This is a genomic window from Hymenobacter setariae, assembly GCF_007713685.1.
Classification (GTDB): Bacteria; Bacteroidota; Bacteroidia; order Cytophagales; family Hymenobacteraceae; genus Hymenobacter; species Hymenobacter setariae.
Genome location: NZ_VMRJ01000004.1, coordinates 729506 through 750262, shown reverse-complemented (window position 1 = coordinate 750262; position 20757 = coordinate 729506). Strand labels below are relative to the sequence as shown.

Here is a 20757-nt window from a genome sequence, read left to right as displayed (position 1 = left end):
GGCTTTACCCCAGGTTTGCCCAGCGTAAAGCCTCTCTTATTACCTAGGTGTACTAGGCTTACTTATCCCACCACACGCGCGAAGTCAGCAGGTCGCCGCCGGTGAGGCTGGCAACCCCCGACGCGTAGCCGGCTGGGTTGTTCGATACTTCTGTAACCGGGTAAATCAGGCGGCGTGGAATAGTGCCACCAGTTACGTTGCCGGGGTAGTTCACGGGCGTCAGCTCGGGGTAGCCCGACCGGCGCCAGTTGTTCCAGCCCTCAATGAAGTTGAAGGTCGTGGACGTTTCCAGCCAATACTGCTCGTTGATTTGCTTGAGCTGGTTGGTAGCACCTAGGGGATTGGCCAGTACGTAGGCATCGATAGTGCCTTGGCTTATGGCCCCGGCCGTGCCAAACTGCGACAGCGACAGCATCGCCCCGCGCACGCCGTTGGCGTAGTGCGTGGCGGCGTTGGCGCCTACGCTCCAGCCGCGGTTGGCGGCTTCGGCCAGCAGAAGCTCGGTTTCGGCGTAGGTCAGCAGGAAATTGGGAGCCGCGCGCTGAATGTACACCGCGATACGGGGCCGCGAGTAGTTGCCGAGTGGAGCTGCATCGGCACCAGTGCCAGTGGCACCAGGGTAATCGGTGCGCTTGCGAATGTCAAACGTGCCGCCCGTCAGGTCATAGCCATTGGGCAAGCCGCGCTGCAGCGCAGGGGTGTTGTCACCCACCAGCGCCTGATTGGCGTTGTTGGTAGCACCCGCCGCCGGAATTTCGGCAATGGCCCCCAGGCGGGGGTCATTGGTAGTGCGCAGGTAGTCAATAAGGGTCTTGCTCCACTTCACTTCCCGGAAATCGTCGGTGGTGAGCAGGGCGTTAGTGGTCGCATTCTGCGTGTCGCCGAAGGCAATGTCACCGCGCACAACAGCATTATCGGTATAGCTGGTCATGGTACCAGCAGCCGCGGCCTTCTCCGTATAGGTTTTGGCCAGGGTAGGATTCACCTTAGTCATGCGCATGGCCACGCGCACCATTAGCGAGTAACCTAGCTTTTTCCACTGGGTCACGTCGCCGCCGTAGAGCAAGTCGCCCGAGGCTTTGTCGCCCGTCGCGCTAAGGCTAGCGATGGCTGTTTCAAGCTGCGTCAGCATGGCCGGATAAATATCCTGCTGCTTGTCGTACTGGGGCGTGGTAATGCCCTGCGAGGCCATCAATGCCTGCGAGAACGGAACGTCGCCGTAGGCATCAGTGATGCGCTGAACTATCATGATTCTCATGATATTGCTGATGGCAATCACGTTGGTGTAGCGCGAGGCTCCCTGGGCATTTGCTACGGTGATAGCCTGCTGCAGACGGCTCAGCGCCGTGTAGCCTTGGCTGAAGAGCAACGCTTGGTAGCCCGTGAAGCCGCCCGAGTTGGTGTACTTGTCACCGTTGCCGTAGTAGTTGAACGTGCTGGCCAGCGCCTGAATGGCTGGGGCCGGGTACAGCAGCTCGCCATACCCCGTGTTGGCAAACGTCAGTTGGCCATCGGTAAGCAGGTAGTTCGGGTTTAGGGTAGTGGCCGAGGCGGCGTTAGGGTTGGTGTTTACATCGTCCAGATACTTCTCCGAACAGGAGGTGCTGAACAAGGTGGCGGCCGTCAAAGCCGCGTAGATAACTGTCTTTCTCATCGCGCTAGCTTATTTGAATTTAACATTGAGGGTAACACCATACGTGCGGGTGAAAGGCAGCGAGCCGCCCTCTACCCCAGCATAAGAAACCAGGGGCGAGATGGTGTTTTCCGGGTCGATGTTGTCGGTGCGCTTCATGATGGTGAACAGGTTGCGGCCTACCAGCGACAGGGTGATGGCCTGGAACGGCGTGCGGGCTAGCAGCGCTTGGTTGAAGGTGTAGCCAAACGTGAGCTGACGGAACTTGATGAAGCTACCATCGAGCACCGAGATAGCCGACACGTTGGTAGCCAGTTTCGGGTAGTACTCATAAGCGGGTACCACGATGTCGTTGCGCTGACCGTTTTCCTTCACACCTTCGGCAACTACACCGCTTTCGCGGCCTACTAGGGTAGCCTGGTTGAGGCCACGGTTGTAAGAGTAGTACTCGGTAGCCGACAAAATCTTGTTGTTGAACTTGTAGTCAATCAACGCCGACAAGCTGAAGTTCCCGAAGTTGAAATCGTTGTTCCAGCCGCCGAATAGGTTAGCAATACCCGAGCCCATAGGCTTCAAGTCGCCGCGCAGCGGCACGCCATCGCTACCCACAATCACGTTGCCGCTAGCATCGCGCTTGTAGTCGTAGGCCCGCACCTGCGAGATAGCCAGGCCCTTTACGATGCCAATGTTGCCGTTCATGGGGCGGTAGGTACCGGTTTGCAGCGGGTTGTTGGCGCCGCCGTCGATGTCCAGTACCTCGTTGTGCAGCTTGGTGAAGTTGAAAGTCGACGACCAGGTGAAGGCGCCACGCTTGATGGGCACTACGTTCAGGGCCAGTTCTACACCGCGGTTCAGGGTCGAGCCTAGGTTCACGGTAGTGCCCTCGTAGCCCGTAGATACCGACAAGGCCGCGTTTACAATTTCACCGGTGGTCTTACGGTTGAAGTACGCCACGTCCAAGCCAATACGGTTGTTGAGGAACTTCAACTCGGTACCAATTTCAAACTCGCGCAGGTTGTAGGGGCGCAGGTTGGCGTTGGGCAGCGTCGAGCTGTACGAAGCACGCGGTACACCATTGATGGGGTTGCCGATGTTGTAGTACAGGTCGGTCAAGTAAGGGTTAGCGGCCTCGCCGCTGGTCTTGGCGTAGGAAGCACGCAGCTTGCCGTAGCTCAGGGCCGGAGAGTCTAGCAGGTCCGAGAAGATGAAGCTACCAGCTACCGATGGCGTAAAGATGCTGCGGTTGCCATTGGGCAGCGACGAGAAACGGTCGTAGCGGCCGGTGGTGCTCAGCGTCAAGAACTTGTACGTGAAGTCGGCAGTGTAGTACAGCGAAGGCGTAACGAGCTCCGTCGACTGGTACTCTAGGTTGCGAGTACGTAGGTTGGTGGGCGTGTACAGGTAAGGTACGATGAAGTTCCCGCCGTACAAGCGGCTGCTCTCGAACTTGTTGCGGCGGTAGTTGGCACCTACGCTGGCGCTGATAGAGAAGTCCTGGTTCAGGCTCTTGCTGAACGACAAGAGAGCGTCAGAGTTCATCTCCAGGCGGCTGCCTAGGGTCAGGTTGTCGAGGCCACCTTCGCCAGCGTTCGAGTACAGCGTGCCATAGGGCGTCACGCCAAAGCGACGGTCGCTAGAGTAGTCGTAGCCGATGCGGCCCAGCAGCGAGAGGTAGTCGGTGAACTGGTAGCGAGCCGAGAGCGAGCTGATGAGGCGCTTGCGCGACACGTCATTCACAAACTGGTTCACTACAAACCAGGGGTTAGTAGCGTAGCTGTCCGAGTTCCAAGCGGTTTCGAGGCCGTTGTTGTTGGGGTCGTAGCCGGGCGACAAGGTTGCCTGGTCGATGTTGGGCGACAAGAACAGGATATTGTTAGCGTTCAGCGGCGAATCGCTTAGTTGCGCGCGGTTTTTGTCCTGCTGGTCGATGTAGCTGGCGGTCAGGTTGAAGCTCAGCTTTGTAGTCAGGTCGTAGTTTGTGTTGAAGTTAATCGTGCGACGCGTCAAGCCGCTGTTGCGCAGGATAGACTTGCTGTCTAGATTCGACAGCGATAGGCGGTAGGTGCCTTTCTCGCCGCCACCCGAAACTGCTACCGTATTAGTCCACGAAGGCGCGGTGCGGTAGAAGTTGTTGATGTTGCCTTTTACCTTAGAGTAAGCGTGCTGCTGGCCATCGATACCGATGGTGGGCGCGCCATCTAGGCGGGCACCCCAAGCCGTGTTGCCCGATACAATAGCCGAGGCCTTGTCGGTGGGGCGCAGGTTCTGGCTGCCTTGGCCGTACTGGTCTTGGAAGTTGGTGTTGTCAACAGCGCGGTCAAACTGGAAGTTGGTGTTGTACTCAATCGTGGTTTTGGTACGCGAGCCGCTCTTGGTCGTGATTTGAATCACGCCGTTGGCGGCCCGGGCGCCATACAGAGCCGAAGCCGTCGAGCCCTTTAGCACCGTCACCGTTTCGATATCATCAGGGTTGATGTTGCTGATACCGTCGCCTAGGTCGGCGCCGCCCCACTCGCCGGCACTGCCTCGCACGGTATTATCCATCGGCACCCCGTTGATAACAATCAGCGGCGACGACGTGCCCGAGAAGGACGTTACGCCCCGGATGTTGAGACGAGCCGACGAGCCGGGGCCACCGCTGGCGCCTGCCACGTTCAGGCCGGCTACGCGGCCTTGCAGCGAGTTGGCCACGTTGGTTTCGCGCGCTACGTTGAGCAGGCCGCCATCTACTTTCGTAACGGCGTAACCGATTTTACGCTCGTCCTTTTTGATACCTAGGGCCGTTACTACGACCTCGCCGAGCTCCTTATTATCAACGGCCATAATCACGTTGATGGAGGAGCGGCCTTTCACTTCTACGGTCTGGCTTACGTAGCCCACGTAGGAAAACACCAGCGTGGCATCGCCAGGTACGTTCACGGCGTAGTTGCCGTCCACATCCGACGTGGTGCCCTGGGTGGTACCACTTACCAAGATGCTCACCCCAATCAGGGGCTCATTGGTGGCACTGGTTATCTTACCAGAAACCTTGCTGGCTTGGGCATAGGCATAGCCTTGACAAAGCAGCAAGAGTAGGACAAGTAAATGTATGGTTCTTCTCATGGCAGGTTGGGTAAGGTGAGGGAAATGTGGGGTAAATTGAACTGGTGGAACGAGAGGCAACCGGTAGCGAACCGGTGGTGGGAAGGAAATGGCAGCTTATCGAAGAAAAAGCACTGCTCGACGCTGACACTAAGCTTCATTGGTGCCAGATGCAAGCGGAGAATTAACCAGGAAATAAGAAAACGCTGCGAGAAGTATCGTTCTCAACGTAGTGCCTTCAAGTGCATCATATTAGTAAAGCAGGCCTCTGACGCACTACTTCATAAATATAAATTTTACGGGAGGAACAAGCTTGGGCCAAGACACTTGGCACTACTCCATTACCCCGTAAACCTAGGGGTGCTTTAAGTGTGCGGTAAGCTGAATGCGTCAAGGTAATACTCTTTGTGTCAACTTCTAATATCAATTTAAAAAATTGATAAAAAATTAACTCAAAAGTAATCAGGGGTCTGTTATAAAACAAATTAATTATTTCATACTCAGCTTTGAGGTCCAAATTAAGCAACTAGCCTATAACCCTTAGCAACCAAACAGTGCCGTGTTTAAAAGGTGAGTACTCGTCTCGGCCCAGCCGAGAGAGAAACTAGCGAGAATTGGTACTAATTTAACCTGCCTTGAGTAAGAGCTGCGCTAGCTGAACTTGCTTATCTAGCTCAACCTTAATTCATCATCGACTTGGGCCGGTCGGCCGGAGCCACGCCCCAGGTAGGACTAGGCTTGGGGCCCATCTCCATCACTAGTGTGCCACCTTGCAGTAGGTCTTGGTGCCGGATGTAGGACTTGCTGTAAGGCTTGCCATTGAGCGTCACGCGCTGAATGTACTTGTTGGCGGTACTGTTATTCTTTGCGTTGATGGTTAGCGTTTTGCCACCGCCCAGGGCAATGATAGCCTGATTGACCGAGGGGCTGCCGAAGACGAAGTTGCCGTTAGCCGGGTTGGGCTGGTAGAAGCCTAGGGTCGAGAGCACGTGCCAAGCCGACATTTGGCCTACGTCTTCGTTGCCGATGATACCGTCGGGCTTGGTAGTATAGAAGTTATCGGTGATGAAGCGGACCTTTTCGGCCGTCTTCCAAGGCTGGCCTACGTAGCTGTAGAGGTAAGTGATGTGGTGGCCCGGCTCGTTGCCGTGCGCATACATACCGATAAGACCCGAGATATCGGGCGAAGCCTCGGCACCCATGTCGCCCTTCACCGTGAACAGCGAATCAAGCTTTTGGGTAAAGCGCTTTTCGCCCCCTAGGAGGCCGATGAGGCCTTCCACGTCTTGCGGCACTAGCCAAGTGTACTGCCAGGCGTTGCCCTCGGTGAAGTCGCTTTTCATGTGCACCGACGAGAACGGGCTAAACGGCGTGCGCCACTCGGTCTGGGACACGCGGCCGCGCATGAAGCCCACGCGCTTGTCGAAGTAGTTCTGGTAGTTTTTGGCGCGCTTGCTGAAGTAGGCGTAGTCGTCGGCCTTGCCCATCTTCTTGGCCATCTGTGCGATGCACCAGTCGTCGATGGCATATTCGAGACCTTTCGACACGTTCTCGACCTCGCTGTCGGCCGGAATGAACCCTAGGGCCTTTACCGACTTCAAGCCGAACTCGTCGCCCATGGCAGTGGCTTTCACGGCCTCGTAGGCTAGGTTAGCGTCGAAGCCTTTAAAGCCTTTCATGTAGGCATCGACCACTACCGGCACGGCGCTGTAGCCGACCATGCAGTTGGTTTCGTTGGCCATAAGGTGCCACACGGGCAGCTTGCCCTGCTGCTGGTAGATAGCCAGCATACTCTGCACCATGTCGTTGACGCGCTTGGGCTGGAGCAGGGTTAACAGCGGGTGTGCTGCCCGGTAGGTATCCCAGAGCGAGAAGGTAGTGAGGTTGGTGAAGCCGGGATTGGTGTGCACCTTCTTATCAGTGCCCCAGTAATCACCGTTGTGGTCGTTGAAGATAGACGGAGCTACCATCGTGTGGTAGAGCGCCGTGTAGAAGGTCTTCATGCGGGCTGGGTCGGCCTGAATGCGCACCTTTTGCAGCTCCTGGTTCCAGGCTGCGTCGGCCTGGGCTACGGTTTTGGTGAAGTTCCAGCCCGGTAGTTCGGCCCGGATGTTGGCTAGCGCGCCCGTAGTGCTCACGGGCGAGATGCCGACTTTTAGCTTCACTACTTCGCCTTCTTTGGTAGTGAACGTGACGACGCCTTTTAGCCGGTTGCCGCTAGCAGCAGGCGTGGTATTGCCTAGACTATCCGTTACCTGCAAGCTGGTGAACTCGCGGATGGGCTTCGACAAGACGGCCGCGAAGTACAGGCGTTGGTCCTTGGCCCAGCCCTTGGAGAAGCGGTAGCCTACCAGGGTGCTGTCGTTGAGCTTTTCGATGTGGGTATCGGTAGCTAGGTCCCAGCCGATGCCCTGCTGCAAGTCGAACACGAAGTGCGCCGCGTCAGACTTAGGGAAAGTGTACTGGTGGAAACCCACCCGCTCTGTGGCCGTCAGCTCGGCCTTAATGTTGTAGCGCTTGAGGCGCACGCTGTAGTAGCCGGGGCGCACCTGCTCCTCTTTATGCGAAAACAGCGAAATGAAACCCTTCTGCGGATTTTTAGGAGTGCCTTTTACTACTCGTACTTCGCCGGTGGTGGGCATCACGGCTACATCGCCTAGGTCGCCGATACCGGTGCCGCTAAGGTGCGTGTGCGAAAAGCCCACGATGGTAGAATCCGAGTAATGATAGCCCGAGCACCAATCCCAGCCCTCCGAGCGGTTAACCGGACCGAGCTGCACCCCCCCAAATGGCACATTGGCCCCTAGAAACACGTGGCCGTGAAACCCAGTGCCGATATAGGGGTCCACATACTGCGTGAGACCGGCCGCCGGGGCTGGGCGCGGTGCCTTGCGCGGCGGGGTGCCAGCCGCGGCGGTTAAGGCCGCAATGCTGCAAGCCAACGCGGCTGCTGAAAAATGAAATTGGGTGGGGTAGAACTTCATAAAACGCACAAAATCAACTGAAGCGGAGAGGGGGAGAGCAAAGCCTAGTTAGGAGGGCCTAGGGGATAATGAACAAGTAGTAAGCAACTTAATGTCGGAGCCAGCCGGCTGGCAAGGGCTGTGGTGCGCTGCCGTTAAGGCTGTATTTCAGAAGGAGCGAATACCCGCCGCCGCCCTCCACGAAGTCGAGCGCGAAGGGCTGCAAACCTTGGGCCAAGGCCACTTGGCCGCTCTTCTCAATGGCTGAGTGCAGGCCGCCGTTATCCACCACCATGCGGTCAGCAATGCGTAGTACGCCACCGTCGTCACAGGTCAGGTAGAAGGTGTAGATGCCAGTAGTCGGTACGTCGAGGTAGCCGCGGAACTGCACCCCGAATTTATCAGTCTCGGCCTGCATGGGCACGGCTACGGCGTTTACTACAGTGCTGCCCTTGGCCGTGGCCTGCTGCATCGCGGCCGACTTTGGGAAATAGCCGTCGAAATAGGTGGCCATGAGGCCAGCATTAGCTGCTTGGGTGCGCGCCGGTTCAGCGTAGTTCTGCTGTTTGTAATTAATGGTGTAGGTGTCGCCTTTCAGACCCTCGGGGGTGTAGGCGGCCAGCTTGATGGTCGTGGGCTGGCTAATGGCTAGGGGCTTGGCCAGCACCGGAGAAGCGGCGGTGGGCACGCTGCCGTCGGTGGTGTAGCGCAGCGTCAGGTTGTCGAGCGGCTTTTGCACCGCTAGCTGGGTGCTGGTCGTGAAGACGCTTTCCTCGACGAAACCACCTAGGTCGGGCACGCGATAGTGCACTCCCAACTTGCCTAGGCGAGGGTAGTGCGCTTTCAGGCGCCGCTGGTAGGCCGCGAAGTCGGGCTTGTTGGTCCACACCACTTCGGCTAGGGCCGTCATGCGGGGCAGCACCATATAATCGGCGCGGTTTTCGGTGGGCACTTGCTCGGTCCAGAGGTTGGCCTGGGCACCTAGGATGGCTTTCGCGGCGTCGGTGCCCAGCAGCGCTGGGGGGGTAGGCTGGAGCTGGTAAACCTGGGCCAGCGAGTTTTTATCGGGTAGGTAGTCGAAGTACAGCGGATTGTTGGGGGTCATTACGACCTGGTTGCCGTTGCGGGCAGCGCGCAGCGGCGCGTCGGGCACCCAGGTGCGCCAATACATCACGGTAGCCGAGGCATCTACGCCGCCGTCGAGCACCTCATCCCAGCCTATCATCTTTTTGCCCTTACTCTGCAAAAAGCGCTCGATGCGGCGCACGAAGTAGCTCTGCAGCTCATTCACGTTCTTGAGGCCTTCTTTTTGCATCAACTCAGTACAGGCGCCGGCCTGGGCCCAGGTGGTTTTTTCCACCTCGTCGGCGCCGATATGCACGTAGCGGCTCGGGAAGAGGGCGGCCACCTCGCTCAGCACGTTTTGGGCAAACTCGTAGGTGCCCTCGTTGCAAGGGCACAGCGGCACCGAAAACTCCTTGCCCCAGGTAGCGGTGCCGGTGCAGCTCAGAGCGGGGTAGGCGCGCAGGGCGGCCATCATGTGGCCGGGCATGTCGATTTCGGGGATGATTTCGATGTGCCGCGCCGCCGCGAAGGCAATGATGTCTTTGAGCTGCTGCTGGGTGTAAAAGCCGCCGTACTCGGTGCGGCCGTTGCGCTGGCGCAGGTGCTTGAGGTCGAGAGCGAAATCGGGGTTATCCTTCGATTTCTTGATGCAGGCCGAATCCTGGTTATTGAGCGTGCGCCAGCCTCCTAGGGTGGTTAGCTCGGGGTATTTCTTAATCTCGATGCGCCAGCCCTGGTCGTCGGTCAGGTGCAGGTGCAGCTTGTTGAACTTGTAGAGCGCCAGTAGGTCGAGGTACTTTTTGAGGTACTCGACCGAGAAAAAATGGCGCGATACGTCGAGGTGCATGCCGCGCCAGCTATAGGCCGGCTGGTCTTGAATCTGCACGGCGGGCAGGCGCAAAGTAGTGGCCTTACCTAGCTTCTCGATGGTGGGAGGCAGCAACTGCCGCACCGTTTGCACCGCCCGGAACATGCCAGCTGGTTCCTTGGCCGCCAGCGTCACGCGTTGGGGCGTGATGGTGAGGCGGTAGCCCTCGGGCGCCGTAATGGCCGGGTCGTACACTAGCGCGATGCTGTTGGCAGTGGCCAGCTTAGCGGTCGGCAGCGGCTTGCCCAGGCCGTTGGCCAGCAGGTGCTGTAGCTGCTGGCCCTCCTGCGCGAACTTGTCCCCAACTGGTAGCGCCAAGCGGGTAGCCCCCGTGACGGCGAAACTACCGCTGGCCGGCACCAGCGAAGTCGGGTACGGAATCAGGGGGTAGGCTGCGCCCGCCGACTGCGCGCCTGCCACCCGCCCCACCAGCAGGCATCCAACTAAACAAAGGAGTGGTTTGATTGACACGGCGGCTGGGGGCTAGGGGAGGGGTTACTTACCGGCTACGGGCACAAGCTGCTTGGTCACATTCCAGCCCTCTACCGACACCACGGGGGTGGGCACGTTAGGCGAGGGCGTATAGTCGAGCGTCACGGTCTGGCTACCACCCGGCAGCACCGACACGTAGTTGTCGCTGTAAAACACCGGTAGGATGCGCTTCTGCGTGGTAGGGTTTACCAGGGCCACGCGGTTGAAGAAGGCCACTGGCGCGCCGGCCGGGTTGCTGAGCGTGACTTCCAGCTTGCCGGCGGCTACTTGCCGGGTAGTTACCCTAGGGCTCGCTTTACCCATGCCTTTTAGCCCTGAGTACTCGCCTTTAGCATCGGGCAGCCAGTAGAAATTATTGCTGATGACCTTTTTATCGAAGTCCTGCAATTGCAGCGACAAGAACATGCCTTGCTGCTGGCCTAGCTTCCGTACCAACCCGTTGATGGGTAGGTAGCGTTTAGAGGACGAGGGGTTGATTTCGACGATTACCTGCGTCACGGGCGTTTTCTTGCCGGCCATGTCGTAGGCGTCTACCACCAGCATCATGTCGCGCTTCACCTCGAAGCCGTTGTTGACGAGCGTCACCATGCTGTCCACGGGGTTGTACATCACGTGCAGCGGTTCGCTGCCGGTGCGCAGGCCGTAGAGGCAGGCGTTGGGGTCGAGGTAGTAGTCGTACATCTGGCCGCGTAGGGCGGTCCAGGGGTTCTGCGTTTTCCAGATGATGCTGCCCGTGTACCAGTCCCACATGTGCGAGCTAAAGCCTTCCATGAGGGCGCGGTACTGGTCGTAGTTCACGAGTTGAGCCTTCAGGCCGAAGTCGCGAATGTCTTTGGGCGCGCCGTAGGGCAGCAGGTACTGCTCGTAGCCGATGTAGGTGTGGTAGGTCCACACCGAGTCTACCTGCTCGGTGGGGGTATCGCCCTTGCTGCTGGCGGTGCGCGGCCCTAGGTAGCGCGGCGGCACCATATTGGCGGGCAGCAGGAAGCGCTCCAGCGACTCTGCATCGCCCACGCCTACCGAGCCCACTTCCGAGTTAAAGGGAAAAGTGCGGTGCCCCCAGAAGGTACTAATCGGCTGAATACCATAGGGGCCATCGCCGTTGCCACCTAGGTTGTTGTACGACATGCTGTCGGAGTTGGAGAACGGGATAAACCAACGCGTACCGTCGAGGCGGGGCAGCAGCGTGTCCTGCATAGCCGCCAGAATGTCCTTAGGTGGCGTAATCTCGTTGCCACCGCACCAAATGGCCAGTGAGGGGTAGTTACGCACCAGCTTGAGTTGGTCGGCCACCGAGTTCACGAACAGGCGGTGGTCGTTGGGGTACTTGCGACGAGTGTACTGGTCCTCCAGCTTCATGGGGTCTACCCAACGGCCGTTAGCATCGCCGCTCATCCAGAAGTCCTGCATCACGAGCATCCCGTACTTGTCGCAGGCCTCGTAAAACTCGGGGCGCTCGACCAGCGCCCCACCCCACACCCGAATCAGGTTGAGGTTCATGTCGCGGTGAAACCGGATTTCGGCATCGTAGCGCGCCTTCGTGAAGCGCAGCATGGCGTCGGAGATAATCCAGTTGCCGCCCTTGATAAACAGCTTCTGACCGTTCACCAGCACCTGCATGCTCTCGGTTTTGCTGTTCCAGTGGTGCTGGATTTCTCGTACGCCCACTTGCATAGTTTCCTCATCCGACACGGTTTTACCGCCCGTCAGGAATTGTACCTTGGAGGGGTACAGATTTTGCGGACCGTAGCCGCTGGGCCACCACAGCTTAGGATTCTGGAGCGTAAGGGCAGGCAAGCTCACCTGCTTGGTGCTGCGGGCGGGCACTGTCACGGCCTGCTTCACCACTTGGCCCCCTAGGGTGTACTGCACCACGCCGGCCACCGGCTTGGCGGTCGGGTTTTCTAGCTCGGTCGTTACCTGGATGGTGGCCGGTGCCTGCGGGCCTTTAGGCAGACGCACGCCGGGCACGCGGGTTATTACGTGCGGGTTTTTGACATTGATAGCCCGCGTTTTCTCAATCGTTACCTTGTCCCAGATGCCCGTGTTGCGGTCGCGGATGGGCCGAATCCAGTCCCAGCCGGCCGTGTACTGCGTGCTCACGTTGCGGGCAATGGTGCCGTCGCCGCCTTGGCCGCCGTTAGGGTTGCCTACGGGGTCGGGCGGGTACACCACCACGGCCAGGCGGTTGCGGCCGCTCTTGGCTAGGTAAGGCGTGATGTTGTAGGCCTGCCGCAAGAACATGCCGTGGTGCGTCTTTTTGTTGAGCTTCTGCCCGTTCAAATACACCTCGCAGCTGTAGTTCACACCGCGCAGGTGCAGCCACACCTGGCCGTCGCCAGTGGCTGGTGCCTCCTGGAAGTCCTTGACAAACCAGTAGGTATAATAGTCGCGCCCAGTTTTGTAGATATCCGGGATGCGCTCGTTGTTCATCCCAAAGAATGGGTCGGGCACCTGCTTGTTAGTCAGTTGGGTAGTGAGCACGGTGCCCGGCACCACGGCCGGCTGCCAGCCCCCTAGGGCATAGCCGGGCTGCGAAAGCTGCGCGCCCGTAACCGTGACTTTGCTGATGGGCTGGGCCACCCAGCCGGAGTTCAGCTCGTAGCGTTGCTGGGCAGCCAGCGGAGAGATGCTGGCTAGCGCAAGAAGAAAAAGCAGGTAGCGAAATCTTGTCATTCGGAAGGAGAGTAAACGAGCTTGCTCCAAAGATTTAATCTTTGGAGCAAGCACTTAGGCGCGCCGGACTTTATGCCCAGCCACGCCGTAGAACAGCAGAAATAAGTAACACGGAACTACCAGCCAGTAAGCGTGTTGGGGCGAAGAATGGTCGGCCAATAGCCCATACAAGGGCGGCAGCACCGCACCCCCAGCAATGGCCATAATCAGCAGCGACGAGCCCAGCTTGGTAAAGCGCCCCAGCCCCTCAATGGCCAGCGGCCAGATGGCCGGGAAGATGAGCGAATTGGCCAAGCCCAGCAGCGAGATGAATAACACCGACGTGTAGCCGTGAGTGAAAAGGGCACCTAGGGCAAACAGCACCCCCGTAACGGCCGAAACCTGCAATGCTTTCTCCTGCGAAATGAGCCGCGGAATGGCCACAATACCCACGCCGTAGCCCACAATCATGGCTATTAGCGTGCACGTGGTGAAGAACTTGGCAGTGCTGAGCGCAATGCCCTGCGAGGCGCCGTAGCTAATGATGGTGTCGCCCGCAATTACTTCTACACCCACGTAAAAGAACATGGCCAGCGCGCCTAGTATCAGGTGCGGAAAATGAAAGACGCTCGACTTGTTGGTGTTGGCAGCGGCTACGGCTTCGTCTTCGTGGTCGGTGTCGATTTCGGGCAGCGACGAGAAGTAGATGAGCACGGCTAGTAGCACCAGCACGCCCAGCATGAGCAGGTAGGGCGTAACCACGCGGGCGGCTAGGGCGTCGAGCTCGGTGGCTTTAGCGGCAGGGTCCATGCTGCCTAGGCGCTTCACGAGGGCATCGGCGTCTTTAAGGGCCACGGCACCTAGGGCTACTGGCGCTAGTGCTCCGGCTACCTTATTGCAGATGCCCATGATGCTGATGCGCTTGGCGGCGCTTTCGCGGGGACCTAGGATGGTGATGTAAGGATTAGCGGCCGTTTGCAGCACGGCCAAGCCAGTGCCTTGCACAAACAAACCCAGCAAGAACAGCCCGTAGGTGCGCGTGAGGGCTGCTGGCACAAACAACAGTGCCCCGACGCCCATTACCAGCAACCCGGCCGACATCCCTTTCTTAAAGCCCGTGACTTTGAGCACCCAGGCCGATGGAATGGCCATCACTAGGTACGAGATGTAGAAAGCGAACGTAACCAGGTACGCTTCGAAGTTGGTCAGCTCGCAGGAAATTTTCAGGTACGGAATCAGTACCGAGTTGAGCCAGGTAACGAACCCGAAGATGAAAAACAGCGCCCCGATAATGACAATCGAGCGGTTTTGCTGACTGCTGGCCGGGGGAGGCAGCGTGTTTGCGCTGGTTGGAGGAGCTACTTTCGGCATACTACGGGGAATAGAACTAGGATGGGAATAAGACTAAGGAACTGCACGGCACAGCTTACTGCACCACCAACTCATCGGCAAACAGCCAGGTGTCGGGTGCCTGCTGATTGGCTGCTGCCGGCTGGGCATTTTTAGCGGTAACTCGCACGAAGCGGGCTTTGGTTTTTTTCCATTCAGCCTTCACCTCGCTGATGCCTGTGCCGGGCTGGGCCGCTGCTACGGGTGCCGAGTACACCGTTTTGTAGGTGCGCCCATCGGTCGACACGGCTACTTCCAAAGTGGTCGGCAAGAGGATTTTGTCTTCAGGCTTTTGCAAAAAAGTGCTGCGTACGGAGCTGATTTCGGTGGCTTTCTTCAAGTCGAGCGTCGCCGCTAAGTTATCGCCTAGGAACCCGAGCCAGTGCCCATCGGTGTGGCTGCGCGAGCCTTTCAGGCCATCGACCAGCGTAAGTGCGCCGGTGCCCCGATAGTTTTTGTGGGGCGCGGCGGCCAGCTTGGTAGGGATGGCAAACGCTTTGTGCGCGAGCACGTCGGTGCTAGTCATTTTGCCTGCTGGCTGCCCCTTCTCAAACGAGGCCGCTTTCACAGTAGCCGAGGTGGTAAGAGCAAATGGCCCTGTGTAGGCAGTAGAGGCTGGCGTAGGCGCTGTGCCGTCGAGCGTGTATGTAATCTGCGGACCGGTGGCGTCGAGTAGCAGGCTTACCATGTCGCCGCCTTTGGTGGTGTCGGGTGCGAACTGCTGGCGCACGTTGAAGGCGCTTTTGGCGTAGTTGGCATCTAGGGCCGCGAAGCGCTGGTATTGCGGCTGCATGCGCACTTTGAAGCTCTCCCAGTCTTTCTGGCGGGCGGGCGTCCAGAGCACTTCGGCCAGAGCCGACATGCGGGGCAGCACCATGTACTCGACTTGCTGCGTGGTGGGGATATATTCGGTCCAGAGGTTGGCCTGGGCACCTAGGATGTATTTCTTTTCGTCAGCGCTTAGCTCCGAAGGAGTAGGCTCGAAGGAATAGACTTTTTCCAAGGGCAGGTAGCCGCCAATGTTGAGCGGCTCCAAGCTGGCTTCACCCTGAGCGTGGTCGAAGTACACAAACTCGCCGGGCGTCATGACCACCTGGTGCTTTTGCTTGGCGGCGGCCATGCCGCCTTCCATGCCGCGCCACGACATCACGGCGGCATTAGGAGCCAGGCCACCCTCCAGGATTTCATCCCAGCCCATGATGGTTTTGCCCCTGCTATTCACGAATTTCTCCATGCGCTGCACGAAGTAGCTCTGTAACTCGTGCTCGTCTTTGAGGTGCTCGGCCTTGATGCGGGCCTGGCACTTGGGGCAGACTTTCCAGCGGGTCTTAGGTGCTTCGTCGCCCCCAATGTGCACGGTCTTGCTCGGAAACAGCGGCATTACCTCCGTCAGCACGTCCTGCAGAAAAGCGAACGTCTGCTCGTTGCCGGCACAAAAAATGTCGTCGTACACGCCCCAGGTCTGGCCTACTTTAAACGGCCCGCCGGTGCACGAAAGCTCGGGATAGGCCGTGAGAGCCGCCAGCGCGTGGCCGGGCATCTCGATTTCGGGCACCACCGTGATGTAGCGGTCTTGCGCGTACTTCACGACCTCCTTTATCTGCTCCTGGGTGTAGAAGCCGCCGTAGCGCACGTTGTCGTACTCCGGCACCTTGGCGCCGTAGTGCCCAATGAGGGTGCCCTCGCGGAAGCCGCCCAGCGTGGTCAGCTTAGGGTATTTCTTGATTTCGATGCGCCAGCCCTGGTCATCGGTCAGATGCCAGTGGAAGGTGTTCATTTTGTGCAGCGCCAGATAGTCGATATACTGCTTCACGAACTCGGTCGGGAAGAAGTGGCGGCTCACGTCGAGGTGCATGCCGCGCCACTGGTAGCGCGGCTTATCAGCCACCTCCATGACTGGTAGGCTGGCGCCCACCGTGCGCTGGGCAGGCAGCAATTGCCGGATGGTTTGGGTACCTAGGAACAGACCCTGTGGCTGGTTGGCAGCCAGTACCACCTGCGTCGGCTGCACGCTGAGCGTGTAGCCCTCGGCGCCTAGGGTATCGGCAGAGGCCGTTAGCTTCAGGTAGATAGAGCCTGCCTGCTGCTTGCCCGGCGCAGTGGGCACCACAGCGGGCTGCACGCCGGTGGCACGCGCTATCTCCTGGCTCAGCGACTGCCCAATGCGGCGCAGTTCGTCGTTTTTGGGGCCGACGTAAATCTTAGTGGACGCCGTGATAGCGAAGCTACCGGTGCCGGGCACCAGCCGCACGGGCTGTGGAATAACCGCGATAGCACGTGGGCTAGTAGGAGCCTGCTGGGCAGCGGCCGGTGCGCTCCAGCCTAAGCTTAAGATGGCGGCCGCAACGGCCCATAGTTTCCTTTTCATAGAGCCAGGGCAGGTTGCGCGTGAGGGGTGGCTTGCTTCATGTGGCAGAGGGCCGCTGCCCCAAGTACCGCCGCGTTGCCTAAGAGCGAAGGGGCTACCACTAAGCGGTCAGTGACTTGACGGAATGGGAAAGCGCCCAAGGTTTCGTACAAGCCATCGCGGAAAAACTCGTAGCCCTGGCTTACTGAGCCACCCAGGAAAATAGCCTCAGGGGCAATGGCATACAGGATAATGTGCAGCGCCCGCCCTAGGTGCCGCCCTAGCTCATCATAGAGGGCTAGGGCTTCTGCATCGCCCTGCTGGGCGAGGGCGTGCCACTCGGCGCCCACCCGGCCCGTGCGCTGGCTGAAAAACTTGCCGCTGCAGTAGTCCTCGATGGTCTTGTCGAGATACGGAATCATGCCAAACTCGCCAGCGCTCGATAGCGTGCCCGAGTACACCTGGTGGTTAATCACAATGCCTGCTCCCAAACCGGTACCTAGGGCTAGGCCCACTAGGTTGGCATAGGGCCGGCCCTGGCCGTACATTTTCTCGCCGATAGCAAACGCGTTGGCGTCGTTGGTGAGGTACACTGGCTTGTCGAAGTAAATGGCTAAGTGCTGCTTCAAGTGCACCTCGCGCCACGACGGAATGTTCTGCACGTTGTGCACAATGCCTTCTTCCTCATCTACCAGCCCGGGCACGCCGATGCCAATGCCCACCACATCGGCCGTGACTAGCGGCGCTAGATTGTGCGCCAGCTCGGCCAGAATCTGCTCTTTGGAAGCGGTGGCCGAGGTTTCAAAACGAACCTCCTGGATAAGCTCGCCTTCTTGCACGATGCCCACCTGAATTTTCGTTCCGCCAATATCGACGCCTAGGTACTTGTTGCTGGTCATGTAGTTAGAATATGCTAAAGGGAATTACCCCACCCAGGAGTCGGGGTGGGGTAGGGCACTCGGGTAGCTTAAAACTTGTAGCGCACAAAGGCTTCCATGGCCTCGTAATTGGCCATGCCCAGGCGGTCGTATTGCTGGGCCGTTTCGTGGTTGCGGTGCTCGGCGCGCACCCAGAACTCGCGGGCATCGTCGCCGGGGAACACCGGCGTATCCTTCTGGCTCTGGTGCTTGAAGATGGCGTTGCGCTTGCGCAGCACTTCCTGCGGCGACAGCGGCACGGCCATCTCAATCTCGTAGGGCTTGAACTCGTGCCATGCGCCGCGGTACATCCACACCCAGCATTCCTCTACCCAGGCCTCGGTCTGGCGCAAGCGGCGCAGCGCCTCAATCACGATGTTGAAGCACACGATGTGCGTGCCATTGGGGTCGGCAAAGTCGCCGGCCACGAACACTTGCTGCGGCTTCACCTGCTGGAGCAGGTCCATCGTCAGCTCGATGTCCTTGTCCGTCACCGAGAGCTTTGCCGTCCGGCCCGACTCGTAGAAGGGCAGCGCCTGGAAGTGAATGTGGTCATCGCTCAGCCCGGCGTAGCGCGCCCCCGCAATGGCCTCGCTCTTGCGAATGAAGCTCTTTACATTGCGAATTTCTTGGCTGTCAGGCTGGTTGGGCTGCTTGTGCTGGATGAACTGGCGCATGCCATCGTACACGCCCTGCAGCTGGCTGGTATCCTTACCTAGGCTCCGGTCGAAGTCAATAGCAAACTCCACGTAGCGCAGCACGTCGTCGTCCCACACGGCCGTGTTCCCCGAGGTTTGATAAGCCACGTGCACGTTGTGGCCCTGGTCGATGAGGCGGATAAACGTGCCGCCCATCGAGATTACATCGTCGTCGGGGTGAGGCGAGAAGATGATTACGTTCTTCTTTTCGGGTAGGGCGCGCTCGGGGCGCTGCGAGTCATCGGCACCGGGCTTGCCGCCCGGCCAACCCGTAATGGTATGCTGTAGCTTGTTGAAGATGTGAATGTTGATGTTGTATACCGGGCCGCGCTCGGTGGCCAGCTGGGCCATGCCGTTGCTGTTGTAGTCGTCCTCGGTCAGCTTCAGAATGGGCTTGCCTAGGGTGTTCGACAGCCAGATAACGGCCTTCTTAATCAGCTGCTCGTCCCACTCGCAGTCCTTCACCAGCCAAGGGGTGTCGAAGCGTGTGAGTTCGGCCGCCGCGGCCTCATCCAGCACAAAATCCACATTGTCGGCCAGCTGCAAGTAAGTGGCTGGCACCTCGCTCGATACCTCGCCCTCCACGGCCTTTTTGATGATGGGCGCCTTATTGCCGCTCCAAGCCATCAATACAATTTCGTGTGCTTTGAAGATGGTGCCGATGCCCATCGTGATAGCCTTGGTCGGCACGTTTTCCTTGCCGCCAAAATCGCGCGAGGCGTCGCGGCGCGTGAGGTCATCTAGCGTCACGAGGCGCGTGCCTGAGTTGGGCGCCGAGCCCGGCTCGTTGAAGCCCACGTGGCCGGTGCGGCCGATACCTAGAATTTGCAAGTCCAGCCCGCCGTGCTCCTCAATCTGGCGCTCGTAGTTGACGCAGAAGGCCGCCACTTCATCGGGGGCCAGCGTACCATCCGGGATGTGCACGTTCTGCCGCTCGATATCAATGTGGTCGAACAGGTTTTCATTCATGAACGTCACGTAGCTCTGCGGCGACGTGGGCTGCATGGGGTAGTACTCGTCTAGGTTGAACGTCACCACGTTGCGAAAGCTCAACCCTTCTTCGCGGTGCATGCGCACTAGCTCCTCGTACACGCCTACCGGCGTGGCCCCGGTAGCCAGCCCAAGGACAGCTTTTTCGCCCTGCTGCTGCTTGCTTTTGATGAGGTTGGCAATGCGCTCGGCTACCTGCACGGAAGCCACCTGCTTGTTGCGGTACACGGTCACCGGCAGCTTTTCAAAGCGCGTCTCCTCCAGGAGGTTCAGGCGGGTTGTGATGGGTAAGGTAACGTTCTGCATGGCGGCAAAGCTTGTAAGGCTGCGAAAATGCTAAAGTGAAAGAGGTAAGATGAAGTAGATGAAGCGGCTAGCGATGGGGCGGGTAAGCTCAGGCAAGCTCTAGGTAGCTTTCAAAAATGTTTTCCATCACGGTCGCTACCGAGCCCAGAATCACGGCGTTATTGCCCAGCTCCGACACCACGAGGCTGGTTCTCTCGCGGAGCTGCGCCATGCAGTAGGTATTGATGGCTTGCTGGATATTGGGCAGAATAAATTGCTTGGCCGGCGCCACCTCGCCCCCCAAGATGATAAGCTCGGGGTTGAAAAGCTGCGTGAGAATGGCGATGCCCTTGCCAAGGTTAGTGCCCACTTCGGCCAGCGTGTTAATCGCAAACTGGTCGCCTTGCTGGGCAGCCTCGTACACGTGTTCGGGCTGTAGATTAGCTACTTGCTGCGCTGGCAACTGGCTTAGCATGGTGTGCTGCCCCGCCTGAATGCCAGCCTTGGCAATGCGCACAATGGCGCTGCCCGAGGCCACCGTTTCGAGGCAGCCGCGCTTGCCGCAGTGGCACAGCGCGCCGCCATCCACAAGCGGAATGTGGCCAAACTCGCCGGCAAAGCCCGAGGCGCCGCTACGGAGCTTGCCATCCAGTATCACGCCCATGCCGATGCCCCAGTCCATGGACAGTACCAGCACATCGCGCTGCCCGTGCGCCAGGCCAAAGCGGTACTCGGCTAGGGCCGCGCTCTTGGCATCGTTTTGCAAGAAAACTGGCTTGCCAAACTGTTGCTCCAGCAGTTGCTGCAGCGATTCCGGCTCGCCGGTCGTGAGCAGGTAGGTGTGGTTATTGCCCTCCTTCGAGTCGACTAGGCCTGGCATGCTGATGCCCACGCCAACCAGTTTTTTCAGCTCAATGCCCGACGCTTCAATTAGCGCCTGAGCGTGGGCGTGCAGTTGCGGCAGTGCCCCTAAGTCGGGCGTGAGCTCAATATTGAAGGTGTGCACGCCATTGATAATCTGATTATTATTATCAAAGATGGCCATTCGGGTCTTGAATTGCTCCATGTGCACACTCAGCACAAACAGCGACCCGTCGCGCAGCCCGTAAAGCTCTGGCTTGCGGCCTCCCAGCGACTTACCCCGACCTTGTTTCTCCACCAAGCCTTCTGCTACCAGCTCATTCAGTATGGCGATGGAAGTAGGCGAACTGATGTTAAAGCGGCTGCAAATATCGGCGTTCGTCTTAGCCCCTTTTACATACAAATGCTTCACAATCTTGAGCTTCTGTATGTGCTTGCGCCGTTCAATATTATTGAGCCGCGCAAGGTGAGTTTCCTCTAGAGCTAATAATGAACTCATATGGCGGGGTTATA

General features: G+C 58.7%; 10 protein-coding genes. All 10 read right to left on the bottom strand.

Going from position 1 to position 20757, the window contains the following annotated elements; translation table 11 throughout:
• Positions 1-58: 58 nt before the first annotated feature.
• Positions 59-1654: a SusD/RagB family nutrient-binding outer membrane lipoprotein gene (locus FNT36_RS18005; RefSeq protein WP_144850504.1), complete on the bottom strand. Its 1596-nt coding sequence runs from the start codon at positions 1652-1654 to the stop codon at positions 59-61.
• A gap of 9 nt (positions 1655-1663) precedes the next feature.
• Positions 1664-4702: a SusC/RagA family TonB-linked outer membrane protein gene (locus tag FNT36_RS18000; RefSeq protein ID WP_233636027.1), complete on the bottom strand. Its 3039-nt coding sequence runs from the start codon at positions 4700-4702 to the stop codon at positions 1664-1666.
• Between the two features lie 692 nt (positions 4703-5394).
• Entirely contained in the window at positions 5395-7698 is a 2304-nt protein-coding gene (locus FNT36_RS17995) for a GH92 family glycosyl hydrolase (RefSeq protein WP_144850500.1), read from the bottom strand.
• Positions 7699-7786: 88 nt separating this feature from the next.
• Positions 7787-10081, bottom strand: coding sequence for a family 20 glycosylhydrolase (locus FNT36_RS17990; RefSeq protein WP_144850498.1), 2295 nt, complete (start codon positions 10079-10081; stop codon positions 7787-7789).
• 24 nt (positions 10082-10105) lie between these two features.
• A complete protein-coding gene (locus FNT36_RS17985; protein ID WP_144850497.1) occupies positions 10106-12778 on the bottom strand; it encodes a glycoside hydrolase family 2 protein in 2673 nt (890 codons plus the stop codon).
• 54 nt (positions 12779-12832) lie between these two features.
• Positions 12833-14128: a sugar MFS transporter gene (locus FNT36_RS17980; RefSeq protein ID WP_144850495.1), complete on the bottom strand. Its 1296-nt coding sequence runs from the start codon at positions 14126-14128 to the stop codon at positions 12833-12835.
• Positions 14129-14183: 55 nt separating this feature from the next.
• Positions 14184-16514, bottom strand: a complete 2331-nt coding sequence (locus tag FNT36_RS17975; protein ID WP_144850492.1) for a glycoside hydrolase family 20 protein — start codon at positions 16512-16514, stop codon at positions 14184-14186.
• Positions 16511-17392 (bottom strand): ROK family protein, encoded by an 882-nt coding sequence (locus FNT36_RS17970; protein WP_144850490.1) that lies wholly within the window; start codon positions 17390-17392, stop codon positions 16511-16513. Before FNT36_RS17970 ends, FNT36_RS17975 begins: the two co-directional genes overlap by 4 nt.
• A gap of 68 nt (positions 17393-17460) precedes the next feature.
• Positions 17461-19404, bottom strand: coding sequence for a glucosamine-6-phosphate deaminase (gene nagB, locus FNT36_RS17965; protein WP_144850488.1), 1944 nt, complete (start codon positions 19402-19404; stop codon positions 17461-17463).
• An 88-nt stretch (positions 19405-19492) separates the two neighbouring features.
• A complete protein-coding gene (locus tag FNT36_RS17960; RefSeq protein ID WP_144850486.1) occupies positions 19493-20743 on the bottom strand; it encodes an ROK family transcriptional regulator in 1251 nt (416 codons plus the stop codon).
• Positions 20744-20757 lie beyond the last annotated feature (14 nt).

What these genes read in the sequence shown, in the direction of transcription:
- FNT36_RS18005 (WP_144850504.1), bottom strand. Translation starts at nt 1,654, where the DNA reads ATGAGAAAGACAGTTATCTACGCGGCTTTGACGGCCGCCACCTTGTTC.
- FNT36_RS17995 (WP_144850500.1), bottom strand. Translation starts at nt 7,698, where the DNA reads ATGAAGTTCTACCCCACCCAATTTCATTTTTCAGCAGCCGCGTTGGCT.
- FNT36_RS17985 (WP_144850497.1), bottom strand. Translation starts at nt 12,778, where the DNA reads ATGACAAGATTTCGCTACCTGCTTTTTCTTCTTGCGCTAGCCAGCATC.
- FNT36_RS17980 (WP_144850495.1), bottom strand. Translation starts at nt 14,128, where the DNA reads ATGCCGAAAGTAGCTCCTCCAACCAGCGCAAACACGCTGCCTCCCCCG.
- FNT36_RS17975 (WP_144850492.1), bottom strand. Translation starts at nt 16,514, where the DNA reads ATGAAAAGGAAACTATGGGCCGTTGCGGCCGCCATCTTAAGCTTAGGC.
- FNT36_RS17970 (WP_144850490.1), bottom strand. Translation starts at nt 17,392, where the DNA reads ATGACCAGCAACAAGTACCTAGGCGTCGATATTGGCGGAACGAAAATT.
- nagB (WP_144850488.1), bottom strand. Translation starts at nt 19,404, where the DNA reads ATGCAGAACGTTACCTTACCCATCACAACCCGCCTGAACCTCCTGGAG.
- FNT36_RS17960 (WP_144850486.1), bottom strand. Translation starts at nt 20,743, where the DNA reads ATGAGTTCATTATTAGCTCTAGAGGAAACTCACCTTGCGCGGCTCAAT.